Genomic DNA, 16,590 nt, shown 5'->3' on the forward strand with positions numbered 1-16,590 from the left:
TGCTATAACTCCCCGGACGGTATTATTTTTTCAGTTGGAGAAATACCCCGCCGGCGGTGGGCAAGTGACGCTTGACTTCGCTTCAATTGATATTGATAATCATTTTCATTTGAACCAGGAGACGTCATCATGCCATTGATAAGTTGCGCTTTTCGCCGCAGTCGCCTTCCCCGCGCTGCCGCACTGTTACGCCCTTTCACTCTCGCCTGCCTGCTGCTCGGCGCCGCTATGGCCAGCCCACACGCACTGGCGGAAAAGAAGCTGCGCGTGGTGACCACCTTTACCATCATTCAGGACATCGCCCAGAACGTGGCGGGTGACGCCGCCGTGGTGGAATCCATCACCAAACCGGGCGCCGAGATCCACGACTATCAACCTACCCCGCGCGACATCGTCAAGGCGCAGCACGCCGACCTGATCCTGTGGAACGGTATGAACCTGGAACGCTGGTTCCAGCGTTTCTTCGAGAATATCAAGCAGGTGCCGGCGGCGGTCGTAACCGAGGGCATCACCCCGCTGCCGATCCGCGAAGGGCCGTATAACGGCAACCCTAATCCACATGCGTGGATGTCGCCGAGCAACGCGCTGGTGTACATCGAGAACATCCGCAAAGCGCTGGTGGAGCACGATCCGGCCCATGCAGAAACCTACAACCGCAACGCCAAGGCCTACGCAGAGAAGATCGGCGCGCTGGACGCCCCGCTGCGCGAACGCCTGGCGCGCATTCCTGCCGCACAGCGTTGGCTGGTGACCAGCGAAGGCGCCTTCAGCTATCTGGCGCAGGACTACCAGCTGAAAGAAGTTTATCTTTGGCCGATCAACGCCGATGAGCAAGGCTCGCCGCAGCAGGTGCGCCGGGTGATCGACGCGGTGCGCGCCCACCATATTCCGGTGGTGTTCAGCGAGAGCACCATTTCCGACAAGCCGGCCAAGCAGGTGGCGAAAGAGACCGGCGCCAAATACGGCGGCGTGCTGTACGTGGATTCACTGTCCACCCGCGACGGCCCGGTGCCGACCTATATCGACCTGCTCAACACCACCGTGCAAACCATCGCCAAAGGATTCGATCAATGACCCATGAACCGTTTGTCCGCCCTGAATTGAACGTGGACGACGTCACCGTAACCTACAACAACGGGCACACCGCCATTCACAACGCCAGCTTTACCCTGAGCGGCGGTTCGATCTGCGCGCTGGTCGGCGTCAACGGCAGCGGCAAATCGACGTTGTTCAAAAGCATCATGGGCCTGGTCAGGCCCACTGCCGGCCAGGTGTCGCTGAGCGACAAACCGGTGGCGGACGCGCTGAAAAAGAACCTGATCGCCTACGTGCCGCAGACTGAAGACGTCGACTGGAACTTCCCGGTGCTGGTGGAAGACGTGGTGATGATGGGCCGTTACGGCAAGATGAACTTCCTGCGCATCCCGTCGCGCGAAGACCGGCTGCGGGTCGACAAGGCGCTGGAGCGCGTCGGCCTGAGCGAGCTGCGCAGCCGGCAGATCGGCGAGCTGTCCGGCGGCCAGAAAAAACGCGTGTTTCTGGCGCGCGCGCTGGCGCAACAGGGCACGGTACTGCTGCTGGACGAGCCGTTCACCGGCGTGGATGTAAAAACCGAGAACGCCATTATCGAACTGCTGCGCGCGCTGCGCGACGAGGGGCACCTGATCCTGGTCTCCACCCATAACCTCGGCAGCGTGCCGGAATTTTGCGATCGGGTGATCCTCATCAACCGCACGGTGCTGGCCGCCGGCCCGACCGAGACCACCTTCACTCAGAGCAACCTGGAGCAGGCATTCGGCGGCGTGCTGCGCCATATCAACCTCTCCGGCCCGGATCTGCACGACGACAACGATCCGCGCACCGTTACGGTGTTGACCGACGATGAGCGCCCCGCGGTGTTCTACGGCCACACCAAGAGCGATCCGCCGGCCAACAGCCAGGCCAGGGAGAAACAATCCTGATGCTGGACCTTCTGCTGCAACCTTTCAGTTATAACTACATGGTGAAAGCCATCTGGGTCAGCGCCATCGTCGGCGCCGCCTGCGCGTTCCTCTCCGCCTACCTGATGTTGAAAGGATGGTCGTTGATGGGCGATGCGCTGTCGCACTCGGTGGTGCCCGGCGTGGCCGGCGCCTACGCCCTCGGCCTGCCCTACGCCGCCGGCGCTTTCTTCACCGGCATGCTGGCGGCGCTGGCGATGACGCTGGTGCGCCACATCACCCGGCTGCGCGAAGACGCCATCATCGGCTTTATCTTCTCCACCTTCTTCGCCGTCGGCCTGCTGATCGTGTCGCTCAACCCCACCTCGGTCAACGTACAGTCGATCATCTTCGGCAATATCCTCGGCATCGCCGACGAAGACGTGCTGCAGGTGGAAATCATCATCGGCGTTTCGCTGCTGATCCTGTGCCTGGTGTGGAAAGACCTGCTGGCGGTGTTCTTCGACGAAAGCCACGCGGTGTCGATCGGCCTGTCGCCGCTAAAGCTGAAGATCCTGTTCTTCACCCTGCTCAGCGCCTGTACCGTCGCCGCGCTGCAAACCGTCGGCGCCATTTTGGTGATCGCCATGGTGATCACGCCGGGCGCCACCGCCTACCTGCTGACCGATCGCTTCAGCCGGCTGGTGATCATCGCCATCATCATCGGTTCGCTGACCAGCGGCGTCGGCGCCTACCTGAGTTTCTTCCTCGACGGTGCCACCGGGGGCGTGATCGTCACCCTGCAAACGCTGGTGTTCCTGGCGGCGTTCTTCTTCGCGCCGAAACACGGCCTGCTGGCGTCACGACGCCGCGTGGCGCATTCGCAAACCGGAGGCCGCTGATGGACACCCTGTATCAACTGCTCAGCGAACCCTTCGCCTACCCGTTCATGCAGCGGGCGATCGTCGCCGCCATCGTCACCGGCGTAGTGTGCGCCGTGCTCTCCTGCTATCTGGTGCTCAAAGGCTGGTCGCTGATGGGCGACGCCATCTCGCACGCGGTGCTGCCCGGCATCGTGGTAGCGTTCGTGGTCGGCATCCCGCTGGCGATCGGCGCTTTCCTCTCCGGCATCTTTTGCGCGGTAGCCACCGGCTACCTGAAAGAGAACAGCCGGGTGAAAGAAGACACGGTGATGGGCATCGTCTTTTCCGGCATGTTCGCCTTCGGCCTGGTGCTGTTCTCGCGCATCGATACTGACCAGCATCTGAGCCACATTCTGTTCGGCAACATGCTGGGCATTACCGACGGCGAGCTGAAGCAAACCCTGCTGATCGCCGGCATCACCCTGGCGGTGGTGCTGCTCAAGCGTAAAGACTTCATGCTGTACTGCTTCGATCCGCATCATGCGCGGGTGATTGGCCTGCCGGTCAAGCTGCTGCACTACGGGCTGCTGTGCCTGCTGGCGATGACCATCGTCGCTTCGCTGCAGGCCGTGGGGGTGATCCTGGTGATCGCCATGCTGATCGCCCCCGGCATCATCGCCTTTATGCTGTGCCGCCGCTTCGACCGCATGCTGATGGTGGCGACGATAGTATCGGTGTTCTCCTGTGTGCTCGGCACCCTGATCAGCTTCCACATCGACGGCGCCACCGGCCCCTGCATCGTCATCGTACAGGCCGTGCTGTTCGTTATCGCCTTGTTGTACAGCAAGCTGCGTCCGTTACAGCGTAACCAAAGCGCCCTCACCGGCGGTTAACTCACCGATGCGGCGATGCCCTCTGCTCGCCGCATCACCTTCCCCCGCTCATCGCGTCGTTGTCATCAAGTTGCAACCGGTATTGCGCTTAAATTAATCAATAGGGTATATACTTTGAGCTGGCGAGGCGCTGAAAAAATCGCCGCCTTTGACGCCGGCTGTGCGCCGCGTCGTGTTTTCACCACGGGAAAGACGCTAACCTAATGAATTATCAGGCAGCACAGAGGGGGAAATACCATGTGGCAAGCCGTTAGCCGTCTGTTAAGTGAACATCTTGGCAGCGCAGAGATACGCGAAAGGATTGAACTGCCCGGGGGCGACATTCACCCGGCGTGGCGCGTGAGTTACGGTGACAACGAGGTGTTCGTGAAATGCGACGCCCGTGAACAACTGCCGATATTCACCGCCGAGGCCGATCAGCTGGCGTTGCTGGCGCGCAGCAAAAGCGTGCGGGTGCCGGAAGTGTACGGCGTCGGCAGCGATCGCGACTACAGCTTCCTGCTGCTGGAGTATCAGCAGCTGAAACCCCTCGACGCCCACGGCGCCTACTGTCTGGGCCAGCAGCTGGCGCACCTGCACCAGTGGAGCGAGCAACCGCAGTTCGGCCTCGACTTCGACAGCGATCTGACCACCACCCCGCAACCCAACGCCTGGCAGCGCCGCTGGTCGGAATTCTTCGCCGAACAGCGCATCGGCTGGCAGCTGCAGCTGGCGGCCGAGAAAGGCATGACCTTCGGTGACATCGACGACATCGTCGATCGGGTGTATCTGCGTTTGCAGCATCACCAGCCGCAGCCTTCGCTGCTGCACGGCAACCTGTGGCCGGGCAACTGCGCGATGACCGCCCACGGGCCGATTCTGTTCGATCCGGCCAGCTACTGGGGCGACCGGGAGTGCGATTTGGCGATGCTGCCGCTGTACCCCGAGCTGCCGCCGCAGATCTACGACGGCTATCAGAGCGTATGGCCGCTGGGGGCCGGATTTATCGAGCGCCAGCCGCTGTATCAGCTGTACTACCTGCTCAACCGCAGCAACCTGTTCGGCGGCCAGCATCTGGTGGCTGCGCAACGCGCGGTGGAAGCGCTGTTGCAGCCCGAGGCCTCGTAATGTTTCGGGGCGCCGCTCGGCGCCCCGCTCATGGCTCAGGCCGCGCCGGCCAACTGCCCCAGCAGGCGGATCACGAACCAGGCGATCACCGCAATCACGATCGGCAGGATATACAGCGGAAAGTACTGCAGGAAGATGGTGTGGTGCGGCAGCGTGATGCGCGCCTCCAGCTGCTGGCGCGTGTGCCCTTCGCTGCCCTTGGCCTGCTCCAGGATCATCTGGTCTTCCAACCCTTCGCGGATGAACTTGACCTGGCGCGACATGCGTGCGCCGGAAGCCTGCAGCGCCAGCCCGACGAAGATCAGTATGTAGATGATGATGAACATCAGATTGGCGCCGCTGAACAGGCTTTTATCCACGTCAGGCACCGGCGAGTTGTACCAGAAAAGGTTCAGGAACGGCGTATTGAAGCGCACCATGTCCACCATCACGTGGACAAAATCCAGCATCACCGCGTTGATGCCCTTGGTTTTTTCACTGTGCTGATAGATAAAGCCCAGCACGGAAATCAGCGTCGACAGCAACGCCGGGATAAAAACTACCCATCCGAGAATGCGTTTCAAAATGGCGATACGCCCGGCCTGTTGATACGTCATGTGTTCCCCTTGTTAGCGACGTAACCGAATCGGCTAAGTCTACCTGCAGTTGGCGAAAATCGCCCACCGTTTTCTTCATTCCCGTTGTGCTACAAGCTTAGCCGAATTCGCCGAAATCAACAGTTTACCCGCGATTCACGCCCCCTTGTTGGTGGCGCCCCGTTTTGAAGCGCCCCACCGGCAATGCTACAGTAGCGGGACATTCACCCGCGCCGGCAGGAGTTAACCGCTAATGGCTTATTCGCAACGCATTGAAACCGCAATTTTTGATATGGACGGCTTGTTGATCGATTCGGAACCGCTGTGGCTGCAGGCCGAGCTGGATATCTTCGGCGCGTTGGGTCTGGATCTGTCCGATCGCCACAAGCTGCCGGACACCTTGGGGCTGCGCATCGATCTGGTGGTGAAAATGTGGTACCAGGCCATGCCGTGGCAAGGGGTTTCGCTCGATGAGGTGTCGGCACGGATTATCGAACGCGCCATCGAGCTGGTGCACGAGACGCGCCCGCTGCTGCCGGGCGTCCGGCAGGCGCTGGAACTGTGCCGCGAGCAGGGGCTGAACATCGGTCTCGCCTCCGCCTCGCCGCTGCACATGCAGCAGCAGGTGCTGAAGATGTTCGATCTTGAGGGCTACTTCGATCAGCTGGTTTCTGCCGAATACCTGCCGTACAGCAAACCGCACCCGGAGGTCTACCTGATCGCCGCCGAACGGCTGGGCAGCGATCCGCTACGCTGCATCACGCTGGAAGACTCCTTTAACGGCATGATCGCCACCAAGGCCGCGCGCATGCGCTCCATCGTGATCCCGGCCGCCGAATACCGCCACGATCCGCGCTGGGCGCTGGCAGACCACCAGTTGGAGACCCTGGAACAGCTCACCCCCGCCCACTTTGCCTGACCTGCGGCGCCGGCCACCGGCGCCCTGGCTTTTCGCTCAGCGCCATAAAAGGGATCCGCGCCGCAAAACAAACGAAACAGCGTTTCATTATTATTGAATCGGCATGCTGTTGTTATTATGCTGGGCGACAGGGAAAGCGACGGTCCGCGGAACGTTGTCACTGCCACGCAGCGCTCTTCGCGGCCGCCGCTTCCTCCCGCCGCTGCGTACTGAAAACCGCCTTCATTTCTCTCCGTTCCGCACCGCCCATCGCCCGCTTTTTGTTCCCGCCCGTCAAAAGCGATGATTTGTTACGCATTGCCGTAACAAGCCGTTGTAAAACCGGGAAAAATAAACAATTGGTTACAGGGTAACTACTTCCACTACTGGGAATTTTCCCATATACTGGATAAATTAACAGTTTACCAGCCGGAATCGCAACAGCATGACCGCGGAAGGACACCTTATATTCTCTGTCGCTTGCGCGATCTTCGCCAAGAAGGCGGAAGTGACGCCAGAGCTGGCTACCGGCGACTGGTGGCACATCATACCCGCCGCGCTGCTGACCTCGCTGCTGCCGGACATCGATCACCCCAAGTCGGTACTGGGCCAGCGTCTGCGCTGGATTGCCCTACCCATCGCCCGCGCCTTCGGCCACCGCGGCTTCACCCACAGCCTGCTGGCGATCGCCGGCGGCATGGCGCTGTTCCAGCTGGACGTGCCGCGCAGCTGGCCGATCCCGGCCGACGCGCTGCACGCCATGATCATCGGTTACTTCAGCCATCTGCTGGCCGATATGCTCACTCCCGCCGGCGTTCCGCTGCTGTGGCCATGCCGCTGGCGTTTTCGCCTGCCGCTGCTCAACTCGCAAAAAGGCAATCAGCTCGAGCGCGTGCTGTGTCTGTGCCTGGTGGCATTTGCCATCTGTTGGCAAGGTGATTTCACCCTGCCGGTGCAATCCTATGTCGAGCAAATCAGAAATATCAGACTCTGATCACAAAAATCCGCTCAACCCATCACCTTCATGTATATAAAACGAACAAAAACACATAAAAAGCTATATCAAATTCCATTTGGATATAAGTAGGCCACTCGGCAAACTGTTACGATATTTACATCGCGACATACGTGATGCGTAGTCGTTTTTATAAGAAAGATTATTGGAGACATTGGGGATGAATCTTCCGCTCGTGATTAACGTGCTGGTGTTTGTCGCGCTCCTGTTGCTGTTGGCGCAAACCCGCCACAAGCAATGGAGCCTGGCGAAAAAAGTGCTGGTCGGCCTGGTGGTCGGCGTGGTGTTCGGCCTGGGCCTGCAGCTGGTGTACGGCTCCGACAACCCGGTGCTGAAAGAATCCATCAGCTGGTTCAACATCGTCGGCAACGGCTATGTGCAGCTGCTGCAAATGATCGTCATGCCGCTGGTGTTCGCCTCGATCCTGAGCGCGGTGGCCAAGCTGCACAACGCCTCTTCTCTGGGCAAAATCAGCGTCCTGACTATCGGCACACTGCTGTTCACCACGCTGATCTCGGCGCTGGTGGGCGTGCTGGTCACCAACCTGTTCGGCCTGACCGCCGAAGGCCTGGTGCAGGGCGCGCAGGAAAGCGCGCGCCTGACGGCGATCCAGACCAACTACGTGGGTAAACTGGCCGACTTGACCGTGCCGCAGATGGTGCTGTCGTTCATCCCGAAAAACCCGTTCGCCGATCTGACTGGCGCCAGCCCGACGTCGATCATCAGCGTGGTGATTTTCGCCACCTTCCTCGGCGTGGCGTCGCTGCAACTGCTGAAAGACGACAAGCCGAAAGGCGAGCGCGTACTGGTCGCTATCGACACCCTGCAGGCCTGGGTGATGAAGCTGGTGCGTTTAGTCATGAAGCTGACGCCGTACGGCGTGCTGGCGCTGATGACCAAAGTGGTCGCCGGTTCCAACATTCACGACATCGTCAAGCTCGGTAGCTTCGTCGTGGCCTCGTATATCGGCCTGGCCATCATGTTCGTGGTGCACGCTGTCCTGCTGGCCTTCACCGGCGTTAACCCGATGAAGTTCTTCCGCAAGGTGTGGCCGGTGATCACTTTCGCCTTCACCAGCCGCTCGAGCGCCGCCAGCATTCCATTGAACGTGGAAGCGCAGACCCGCCGCCTGGGCGTGCCGGAATCCATCGCCAGCTTCTCGGCGTCTTTCGGTGCCACCATCGGCCAGAACGGCTGTGCGGGCCTCTACCCGGCAATGCTGGCGGTAATGGTTGCGCCGACCGTCGGCATCAACCCGCTGGATCCGGTGTGGATCGCCACCCTGGTCGGCATCGTCACCATCAGCTCCGCCGGCGTAGCGGGCGTGGGCGGCGGCGCGACCTTCGCCGCGCTGATCGTGCTGCCGGCGATGGGCCTGCCGGTGACGCTGGTCGCGCTGCTGATCTCGGTCGAACCGCTGATCGACATGGGCCGTACCGCGCTGAACGTCAACGGCTCCATGGCGGCAGGCACCATCACCAGCCAGCTGATGAAGCAAACCGACAAAGCCGTGATGGACAGCGAAGACGAAGTCGAATTGGCTCACCGTTAACGCCGTCTCAAAACGAAAAAAACCGGGGATAATCCCCGGTTTTTTTATGCCTCGCGCTCGGTCGTTACGGCCGCTCGCCGTTCGCCAGCCGCCGGTTGATGTCGGCGATCACGCCCGGCAAGTGCGCCAGCGTGTCTATCACATAGTGCGCGCCCGCCGCGGACAGCTTATCGGCGGCCGCCGTACGGCGCTGCTCTATCTCACCTTCCGCCATTTGGCGGTACTCCTGCCAGGTCGCGCCAAACTCATTGCCGGACAGCGCCAATCCGACGCTCCACATCCCGGCGTTCAGCCCTTCAGCAATGCCCGGCACCGCGTCGTCCACCTTCACGCAGTGCGCCACCGCATCGATGCCCAGCGCGATAACGTTCTGCAACGCCATCCACGGCCCCGGCCGGCCACCGGCCGCGAGATCGTCAGTGGCGACCCAGTAATCTGGCGCGTAGCCGCGCTGTGCGGCGGCGGGCACCAGCACCTCCATCACCGCACGCGGATAACCGGAGCAGGAGCCGATTTTAATGCCCTGTTCGCGCAGCCCGGCAATCACCTGCGGCACACCCTCGATGGGATCGGCGAAGTCGATCACTTTGGCGATTTGCAGCGGCATAAACGCCTGATACAGCGCGTCGATGTCCTGATGGGTCATCGAACGGCCCAGCTTCTGCCGCCAGCGCGCGTCGACCGCCGGCAGCTTGCCTAGCGCCTCGATGTGCTGCCATTTACCCAGCCCCATCGGAATGCGCGCCTCCGCCAGGCTGATGTCGATATCGAAGGTTTGTTTGAATGCCTCGACAAAAATCTGCGTTGGCGCAAAGGAGCCGAAGTCCACCGTGGTGCCGGCCCAGTCGAGGATCACTGCGTTGATCTGTTTCATGGTCAATCCTTATTGATTCCAGTACATCGCCTGCCCGACGGCCGCCAGCAAACGTTCGATATCCTGCGGATAAATTTCCCCGATGTTGCCGATGCGGAAGCAGTCGCTCTGCGACACTTTGCCGGGATAGATCACAAACCCTTGCTGCTTCAGGCGCTGATAAAATTCGGCAAAGCGGTAAGTGTCGGCTTTTGGCGAATAGAACGCAGTGATGATCGGCGAATGCAACGCATCATCAAGCAGAGTCTCAAAGCCCAGCTCGCGCATGCCCGCCACCAGCCGCCGCTGATTGGTCTGATAGCGGCGGTGGCGCGCAGCGATGCCGCCCTCTTGTTCCAGCTCTTTCAGCGCCTGCGCAAAGGCCAACACGGTGTGGGTCGGCGACGTAAAGCGCCATTTGCCGGCCTGGTCTTCCATACAGCGCCACTGGGCATACAAATCCAGCGACAGCGAGCGCGAACGGCCGGCGCATTTCTCCAGTACGCTGCGGCGGGCGATGACAAAAGCGAAGCCCGGCACGCCCTGAATGCATTTGTTGGCGGAGCTGATCAGAAAATCAATGCCCAGCGCGTCCACATCCAGCGGAATGCCGCCGAAGCTGCTCATGGCGTCGACGATAAAGGTCTTGCCGTTGCGCGCCGCCAGGCCGGCGACCTTCTGCAACGGGTTGAGCATGCCGGTGGTGGTTTCACAGTGCACCATGGCGATATGGCTGATGCGCGCATCACTTTTCAGCACCGCCTCCATCGCCGCCACGTCCGGCTCATTCACCTCGCCGCAGTCGAAAGCGTGGTGGTCGATATCCATCAGCCGTGCCATTTCGATCATCCGCGCCCCGTAGGCGCCGTTGTTGACGATCAGTAGCTTGTCCTGCGGGCCGATGACCGTGCCTAGCACGCCTTCCACCGCAAAACTGCCGCTGCCCTGCAGCAACACCGAGGTGTAACCGGCGGACGGCGTCGCCAGCGCCACCAACTGCTGGCGGATGCTTTGCACCACGCCCAGGTTGTAATCTTCATCCCAGGTGCAGCTGTCGAACAGCATCGCCTCTTTTACCGTTTTCGACGTGGTCAACGGGCCGGGGGTCAACAGCAGGTAGTTACGATCGGACATGTTATTCACCTATTTGGTCTATACCAGATTGCGGGCATTGTGGCCGCAAATTCCTTCCCCGGTCAAACGACAAAGCGCGGTGAAACAAAAAATTCATCTGGCTATGTATAATAAGCGCGTGCCGGAATGTCGGGCCGATGCCATAGCGAGATGAAATGAAAGAACATCAGGGCGATATGCCCCACTACCTGCAGATCAAGGATCAGCTTCAAGCGCGTATCACCCGCGGCGCGCTGCAGGCGGGCGACAAGCTGCCTTCGGAGCGCGAGCTGTGCGCCATCTTCTCCACCACCCGCGTTACCATTCGCGAGAGCCTGGCGCAGCTGGAGGCCACCGGCGCCATCTACCGCGCCGATCGCCGCGGTTGGTTCGTCACGCCGGAGCGGCTGTGGCTGGATCCGACGCAGAACACCAACTTCCACCGCCTCTGCCAGGAGCAGGGCCGCACGCCGCGCACCGCGCTGCTGTCCGGCGAAAAAACCACGGTGCCGCTCGACGTCATGCAGCCGCTGGCGCTCGAACCGTTCGATCAGGTGTATCTGCTACGCCGCGTGCGCTACGCCGACGGCCGCGCCATCTGCTATTGCGAAAACCACTGCCTGCCGCAGCGGGTGCCGGAACTGCTCAGCCACGATCTCAACGGCAGCCTGACCGAGGTCTATCAACAGCATTACGCCTTGATTTACAGCAATATGCACCTGTCGTTCTATCCGACGGCCCTGCCTTACCGCGCCGCCAACGCGCTCGGCGCCATGGTCGGCCTGCCCGCCTTGTTGCTGCGCCGGTTGAATTACGATCAGCACGGCCGCATTCTCGATTTTGATATCGAATACTGGCGCCACGACAGCCTGCGCATCGAAGTCGATACGCTTTAACCCCCGGCAAGACAGGGGCTGCGCCCGCCGCCCCGCCTTTCTCTCCCACGCTCAATCCCCCGTTGCCGGCAAATATATTTTGCCGCTTTCATTTGTTTGTCATATTCACCGATTAGCTTGGCCGCATATCTGGTGTATACCAGTTTCGCATTAACCCGCAACAGTGAGACTGAAGCTATGAAACTTTCTCGTCTGGTCGTGATGACCGCCATCGCACTCGGCTCCGCGCCGGCCTGGGCCGCCGATGCGGTGGTGACCGTCTACTCCGCCGATGGTTTGCACGACGGCGATCACAGCTGGTATCAAACCCAGTTCGACGCCTTCACTCAGGCAACCGGCATCAAGGTGCAGTACGTCGAAGGCGGTTCCGGCGCCATCGTCGAGCGGCTGTCGAAAGAGCGCAGCAACCCGCAGGCCGACGTGCTGGTGACGCTGCCGCCGTTCATCCAGCGCGCCGCCGCGGAAAAACTGCTGCAGGATTTCACCCCGCAGGATGCGGCGCAGATCGCCGACGCCCAGCCACAGTTCGTGCCGCTGGTGAACAACTACCTGAGCTTCATCTATAACGCCAAGCTGTTGCCGCAGGCGCCCGCCAGCTATCAACAGCTGCTGGACGCGCAGTTCCGCAACAAGCTGCAGTACTCCACGCCGGGCCAGGCGGGTGACGGCACCGCGGTGATGCTGCAGGCGTTTCACAGCTTCGGCAGCAAAGACGCCGGTTTCGACTACCTCGGCAAGCTGCAAAGCAACAACGTCGGCCCTTCCGCCTCTACCGGCAAGCTGACTGCGCTGGTCAATAAAGGCGAGCTGTTGGTGGCTAACGGCGATCTGCAGATGAACCTGGCGCAGATGCGCAGCAACCCGAACGTGAAGGTGTTCTGGCCGGCCGGGCCGGACGGCAAGCGCAGCACGCTGGTGTTGCCTTACTATGTCGGCCTGGTGCAAGGTGCACCGCAAAGCGCCAACGGTAAAAAACTGATCGACTTCCTGCTGAGCAAAGAAGCGCAGAGCAGCGTCAGCGCCATTTCCTACGGCATGCCGGTGCGTAAAGACGTGACCCCGACCGACGATAACTTCAAGCAGTCGCAGGCGGCGCTGAAAGGCGTGGACATCTGGGCGCCGGACTGGAATGAGGTGGTGAGCAGTCTGTCTGCCGATATCTCCCGCTGGCACCAGGTGACCGAATGACGCTGACGATGCCTCCTACCCTCTCTTCCCGCGCCGAGGCGCGGGATAACAGCCAAGACATCGCCGGGCCGTCGGGTATTCAGCTCGACCGCGTCAGCGTGTCGTATCGCGGCACCGAAGTGCTGAAACCCCTGACGCTGACCATCGCCCCCGGCGAAGTGCTGGCGCTGATTGGCCCCTCCGGTTCGGGTAAAACCACCGTGCTGCGGGCGATCGCCGGCTTCGTGCAGCCCTCCGCCGGGCGTATTGCCATCGGTGACGTCGATGTCACCGACGTGCCGCCCTATGAGCGTGGTCTGGGCATGGTGGTACAGAACTACGCGCTGTTTCCGCATATGCGCGTCGAAGACAATGTGGCGTTCGGCCTGCGCGCCCAAGGCAAGCCACGCGGCCTCACCGCCGAGCGCGTCGAAGAGGCGTTGGCCATCGTCGGCATGTCCGCCTACGCCAAGCGCTATCCCAGCCAGCTCTCCGGTGGCCAACAGCAGCGGGTGGCGATCGCCCGCGCCATCGCGGTGCGCCCCAAAGTACTGCTGTTGGATGAGCCGCTGTCGGCGCTGGACGCGCAAATTCGCCACAGCATGGTGGAGGAGATCGCCCGCCTGCACCGCGAACTGCCTGACCTGACCATCCTGTACGTCACCCACGATCAGGGCGAAGCGCTGACGCTGGCGGACAAGATTGGCATCATGCGCGACGGCCACCTGATCGCCCACGGCGAGACCCGCGCGCTGTACCATCATCCGACGAACCGCTTCGCCGCCGAGTTCCTCGGCCGCGCCAACCTGCTGCCGGCCACCGCGCTGGAGACGACCACCGGGCAAGGCATGACCACCGTCAGCTGCGCCGGCAAAGTGATCGGCTGCTTCACCTACGGCGCACAACGCGGCTTCGATAAATTGCTGTGCATTCGGCCGCAGCATATTGCGCTCGATGCCGATGCTCAACGCAGCAACTGCATCATCGGTACGCTGCGCGACATTCACTGGCAGGGGGAGTTGACGCACCTGCAGTTCGACGCGGAAGGCCATCCGCTGCGCGTGGTCACCACCCATCGCAGCCAGATGCCGCAGCTCGGCGAGCGCGTGCCGCTCTATTTCGCCCCCGACGACGCGGTACTGATCGAGGACTGACATGACCGACTCTACGCTTATTCGCCCGGCCCAGCGGCTGCGGTTGCCGCGCCGACTGTGGATACTGTTGCCGCTGCTGGTGCTGGCGACGCTGTTTTTCTACCCGCTGGCGCTGATCGTCAAACAGGCATTTACCGACGAGCAGGGGCTGTTCAGCACCGCCGCACTGCAACAGGTGTTCGAATCCCGACGCTTTATCGGCGCCCTGCTCAACACGCTACAGATTGCGCTGCTGGCAACGCTGGGCTGCCTGGTGCTCGGTACCCTGCTGTCGCTGCTGCTGGTGTTTACGCCGTTCCCCGGCAGCCGGCTGATCGCCAGGGTGATCGATACCTTTATCGCCATGCCGACTTTCCTCATCACCTTGGCCTTCACCTTTATCTACGGCTCTGCCGGCCTGCTGAACGGCACGCTGATGGCAACCTTCGGTTTTACCCTGCCGCCGGTGGACTTTCTTTACTCCATTTGGGGCGTGATCCTGGCGGAAATCACCGTGTTTACGCCGCTGGTGATGCGCCCGCTGATGGCGGCGCTGTCGCAGATCGATCGCAGCCAGCTCGAGGCCGCCAGCATTCTCGGCGCCCGGCCGGGGCGCGTGGTGCGCCAAGTGATTTTGCCCGCCGCGCTGCCGGCCTTGCTGGCCGGCGGCAGCCTGTGTTTGCTGTTGACCACCAATGAATTCGGCATCGTGCTGTTTATCGGTGCCAAGGGCGTCACCACGCTGCCGATGATGGTCTACTCCAAAGCGATTCTGGAGTCGGATTACGCCGTCGCCTGCACGATCGCCGTCGTGAATATCGCGCTGTCGCTCGGGCTGTTCTCCCTTTACCGCTACGCCGCGGCGCGCGCCGGGCTGAGGAACTGACGATGTTGATTTGGTCTCGCACCGGCCGCACCCTGACCTGCACGCTGGCGGTCACGCTGTTCGCCCTGTTCTTCTGCCTGCCGCTGGCGGTGATCCTGATGTCCAGCCTGAGCGAACAGTGGAACGGCGTGCTGCCGAGCGGCTTCACTCTAAGCCATTTCCGCCAGGCCTTCAGCGGCGCCTCCTGGGACGCGCTGGTCGCCAGCCTGGCTATCGGTTTCAGCGCCAGCCTGTTCGCGCTGCTGTGCGGCACCTGGGCGGCGTTGGCGCTGCGCCACCATCAGGGGCGCGGCCAGCGCCTGCTGAGTACGCTGTTCTTCATACCCAGCGCGGTGCCTTCGGTGTCGATCGGTTTAGGCATGCTGGTAGCATTCAGCCAGGGGCCGCTGCAGATGAACGGTACCTTCCTGATCGTGCCCGTCGCCCACTTCGTGCTGATTTCCGCCTTCACCTTCGGCAACGTGATGGCCGGGCTGACCCGGCTTTCGAGCGACTACGAAAACGTCGCCGCCAGCCTGGGCGCTTCGCCGCTGTTTCGCCTGCGTCACGTCACCCTGCCGATGATCGCTCCCTATATGATCTCCGCCTTCGCCCTCAGCCTGTCGCTGTCGATGGGTGAGCTGGGCGCGACCATGATGATCTACCCACCGAGCTGGGCGACGCTGCCGGTCACTATCTTCAGCCTGACCGATCGCGGCAGCATCGCCAACGGCGCGACGCTGACCATGATCCTGGTGGCGGCCACGCTGCTGCTGATGTTAGTGCTGGAGCGGATTGCGCAGCGGCTGACGCCGGGCGCAAAATAGCAACAAGGCGCTGCCATGGCAGCGCCTTGTTCATCGAAGCGAGGGGGTTAGAACGGGTAGTCGTGATAGCCCTGCTGTTCACTGATACGGCGGGCGGCGACGTGCAGCAGCGCCACATACTCCTCCCGCGCCGCGCCGGAAAAGCGCAGCGTCGGGAAAGAAATGCTCAGCCCGGCGATCGCCACCCCGAACCGATCGAATACCGGCACCGCGATGCAGCGGATCCCCGCCTCCTGCTCCTCGGCATCTTCGCCGTATCCCTGCTCCCGCACCCGATTCAGCACCGGCAACAGTTCGGCGGCGCTGGTCAGGGTATGCTCGGTGCTGCGGGTAAATTCAATCTGCGACAGGATCTGCGCCACCTCATCCCGATCGCGCCAGGCCAGCAGCACTTTACCGATTGCGGTGCTGTGCAGCGGGTTGCGGCGGCCGATGCGCGAATACATGCGCAGGTTGTACATTGCGTCAATCTTGTGGATATAGACGATGCCGTCCTCGTCCAAGGCACCGAGGTGGATGGTTTCGCGGGTGCGGTTCGACAGTTCGCGCATCTGTACGTCGGCGCTGCGGATCAGATCGACGTTCTGCAGCGATTTGGCGCCCAGCTCGAACAGCTTGAGCGTCAGCGCATACTTTTCCGTCTCGCCTTCCTGCGAGACGTAGCCCAGCGTTTTCATGGTTTGCAGAAAACGGTAGACGGTGCTTTTGGACATCATCACCCGCTGGGACAGTTCGGTAATGCCAATTTCGCGCTCATCGCCGAGCGCCTGCAAAATGCCGAACACTTTCATCACGGATGAGACGGCATCCGGTTGCTTGTCTGAATCTGCGTTAGCCATGGTGAATACCCTACTTAACGGTTTTGTTTCAGGAAATTTAAACAAGGGTTTCAGTATAATCGGAACAGATCGCGG

Annotated in this window: 17 protein-coding genes; 13 read left to right on the top strand and 4 right to left on the bottom strand. The window is 61.4% G+C overall.

Translation table 11 applies throughout. The annotated features are described in order from the left end of the window. Positions 1-129: 129 nt before the first annotated feature. The 5 genes from ACJ8HT_RS17315 (at position 130) to ACJ8HT_RS17335 (ending at position 4,782) form a co-directional block, all read left to right on the top strand. Positions 130-1,074, top strand: coding sequence for a metal ABC transporter substrate-binding protein (locus tag ACJ8HT_RS17315; RefSeq protein WP_060419234.1), 945 nt, complete (start codon positions 130-132; stop codon positions 1,072-1,074). Then, complete coding sequence (locus tag ACJ8HT_RS17320) at positions 1,071-1,961, top strand: manganese/iron ABC transporter ATP-binding protein (RefSeq protein WP_047727680.1); 891 nt, start codon at positions 1,071-1,073, stop codon at positions 1,959-1,961. The genes ACJ8HT_RS17315 and ACJ8HT_RS17320 overlap by 4 nt, the downstream gene beginning before the upstream one ends. Beyond that, positions 1,961-2,821, top strand: a complete 861-nt coding sequence (yfeC, locus tag ACJ8HT_RS17325) for an iron/manganese ABC transporter permease subunit YfeC (protein ID WP_049198580.1) — start codon at positions 1,961-1,963, stop codon at positions 2,819-2,821. The genes ACJ8HT_RS17320 and yfeC overlap by 1 nt, the downstream gene beginning before the upstream one ends. Continuing rightward, a complete protein-coding gene (locus tag ACJ8HT_RS17330; protein ID WP_038877608.1) occupies positions 2,821-3,675 on the top strand; it encodes a metal ABC transporter permease in 855 nt (284 codons plus the stop codon). The genes yfeC and ACJ8HT_RS17330 overlap by 1 nt, the downstream gene beginning before the upstream one ends. 237 nt (positions 3,676-3,912) lie before the next feature. Next, positions 3,913-4,782: a fructosamine kinase family protein gene (locus ACJ8HT_RS17335; protein ID WP_004931452.1), complete on the top strand. Its 870-nt coding sequence runs from the start codon at positions 3,913-3,915 to the stop codon at positions 4,780-4,782. A gap of 35 nt (positions 4,783-4,817) precedes the next feature. On the opposite strand, the gene ACJ8HT_RS17340 is transcribed toward ACJ8HT_RS17335, so the two are convergent. Continuing rightward, positions 4,818-5,378 carry a YniB family protein gene (locus tag ACJ8HT_RS17340; protein WP_038877612.1) on the bottom strand — a complete coding sequence of 187 codons (561 nt, stop codon included), beginning with the start codon at positions 5,376-5,378 and terminating at the stop codon, positions 4,818-4,820. A 232-nt stretch (positions 5,379-5,610) separates the two neighbouring features. On the opposite strand from ACJ8HT_RS17340, the gene hxpB reads away from it, so the two are divergent. The 3 genes from hxpB (at position 5,611) to ACJ8HT_RS17355 (ending at position 8,822) form a co-directional block, all read left to right on the top strand. Next, positions 5,611-6,276 carry a hexitol phosphatase HxpB gene (gene hxpB / locus ACJ8HT_RS17345; RefSeq protein ID WP_049198577.1) on the top strand — a complete coding sequence of 222 codons (666 nt, stop codon included), beginning with the start codon at positions 5,611-5,613 and terminating at the stop codon, positions 6,274-6,276. A gap of 424 nt (positions 6,277-6,700) precedes the next feature. Next, positions 6,701-7,249 carry a metal-dependent hydrolase gene (locus tag ACJ8HT_RS17350; protein WP_004931456.1) on the top strand — a complete coding sequence of 183 codons (549 nt, stop codon included), beginning with the start codon at positions 6,701-6,703 and terminating at the stop codon, positions 7,247-7,249. 181 nt (positions 7,250-7,430) lie between these two features. Next, positions 7,431-8,822 carry an L-cystine transporter gene (locus tag ACJ8HT_RS17355; protein ID WP_038877619.1) on the top strand — a complete coding sequence of 464 codons (1,392 nt, stop codon included), beginning with the start codon at positions 7,431-7,433 and terminating at the stop codon, positions 8,820-8,822. Positions 8,823-8,886: 64 nt separating this feature from the next. Here ACJ8HT_RS17355 and phnX read toward each other — a convergent pair whose 3' ends face one another. Further along, positions 8,887-9,696: a phosphonoacetaldehyde hydrolase gene (phnX, locus tag ACJ8HT_RS17360; protein ID WP_194572841.1), complete on the bottom strand. Its 810-nt coding sequence runs from the start codon at positions 9,694-9,696 to the stop codon at positions 8,887-8,889. 9 nt (positions 9,697-9,705) lie between these two features. Further along, complete coding sequence (phnW, locus tag ACJ8HT_RS17365; RefSeq protein WP_197653401.1) at positions 9,706-10,809, bottom strand: 2-aminoethylphosphonate--pyruvate transaminase; 1,104 nt, start codon at positions 10,807-10,809, stop codon at positions 9,706-9,708. A 155-nt stretch (positions 10,810-10,964) separates the two neighbouring features. Between phnW and phnR the strand changes: the two genes are divergently transcribed. From phnR to ACJ8HT_RS17390, 5 genes are all read left to right on the top strand, one after another. Further along, a complete protein-coding gene (phnR, locus tag ACJ8HT_RS17370) occupies positions 10,965-11,684 on the top strand; it encodes a phosphonate utilization transcriptional regulator PhnR (RefSeq protein WP_049198574.1) in 720 nt (239 codons plus the stop codon). Between the two features lie 177 nt (positions 11,685-11,861). Continuing rightward, positions 11,862-12,872 (top strand): 2-aminoethylphosphonate ABC transporter substrate-binding protein, encoded by a 1,011-nt coding sequence (locus ACJ8HT_RS17375; protein WP_194572840.1) that lies wholly within the window; start codon positions 11,862-11,864, stop codon positions 12,870-12,872. A gap of 8 nt (positions 12,873-12,880) precedes the next feature. Further along, positions 12,881-14,005, top strand: a complete 1,125-nt coding sequence (gene phnT / locus ACJ8HT_RS17380; protein ID WP_244664462.1) for a 2-aminoethylphosphonate ABC transport system ATP-binding subunit PhnT — start codon at positions 12,881-12,883, stop codon at positions 14,003-14,005. Position 14,006: 1 nt separating this feature from the next. Continuing rightward, complete coding sequence (gene phnU / locus ACJ8HT_RS17385) at positions 14,007-14,870, top strand: 2-aminoethylphosphonate ABC transporter permease subunit (protein ID WP_197653399.1); 864 nt, start codon at positions 14,007-14,009, stop codon at positions 14,868-14,870. 2 nt (positions 14,871-14,872) lie between these two features. Continuing rightward, the gene (locus ACJ8HT_RS17390) at positions 14,873-15,676 is read left to right on the top strand and encodes an ABC transporter permease (protein ID WP_060419250.1); all 804 of its coding nucleotides are present in this window, start codon (positions 14,873-14,875) and stop codon (positions 15,674-15,676) included. A gap of 47 nt (positions 15,677-15,723) precedes the next feature. On the opposite strand, the gene kdgR is transcribed toward ACJ8HT_RS17390, so the two are convergent. Further along, positions 15,724-16,515, bottom strand: coding sequence for a DNA-binding transcriptional regulator KdgR (gene kdgR, locus ACJ8HT_RS17395; protein WP_197653398.1), 792 nt, complete (start codon positions 16,513-16,515; stop codon positions 15,724-15,726). Positions 16,516-16,590: the final 75 nt, after the last annotated feature.

It is taken from the genome of Serratia sp. CY44782, from assembly GCF_052168715.1.
GTDB classification, from domain to species: Bacteria; Pseudomonadota; Gammaproteobacteria; order Enterobacterales; family Enterobacteriaceae; genus Serratia; species Serratia nevei.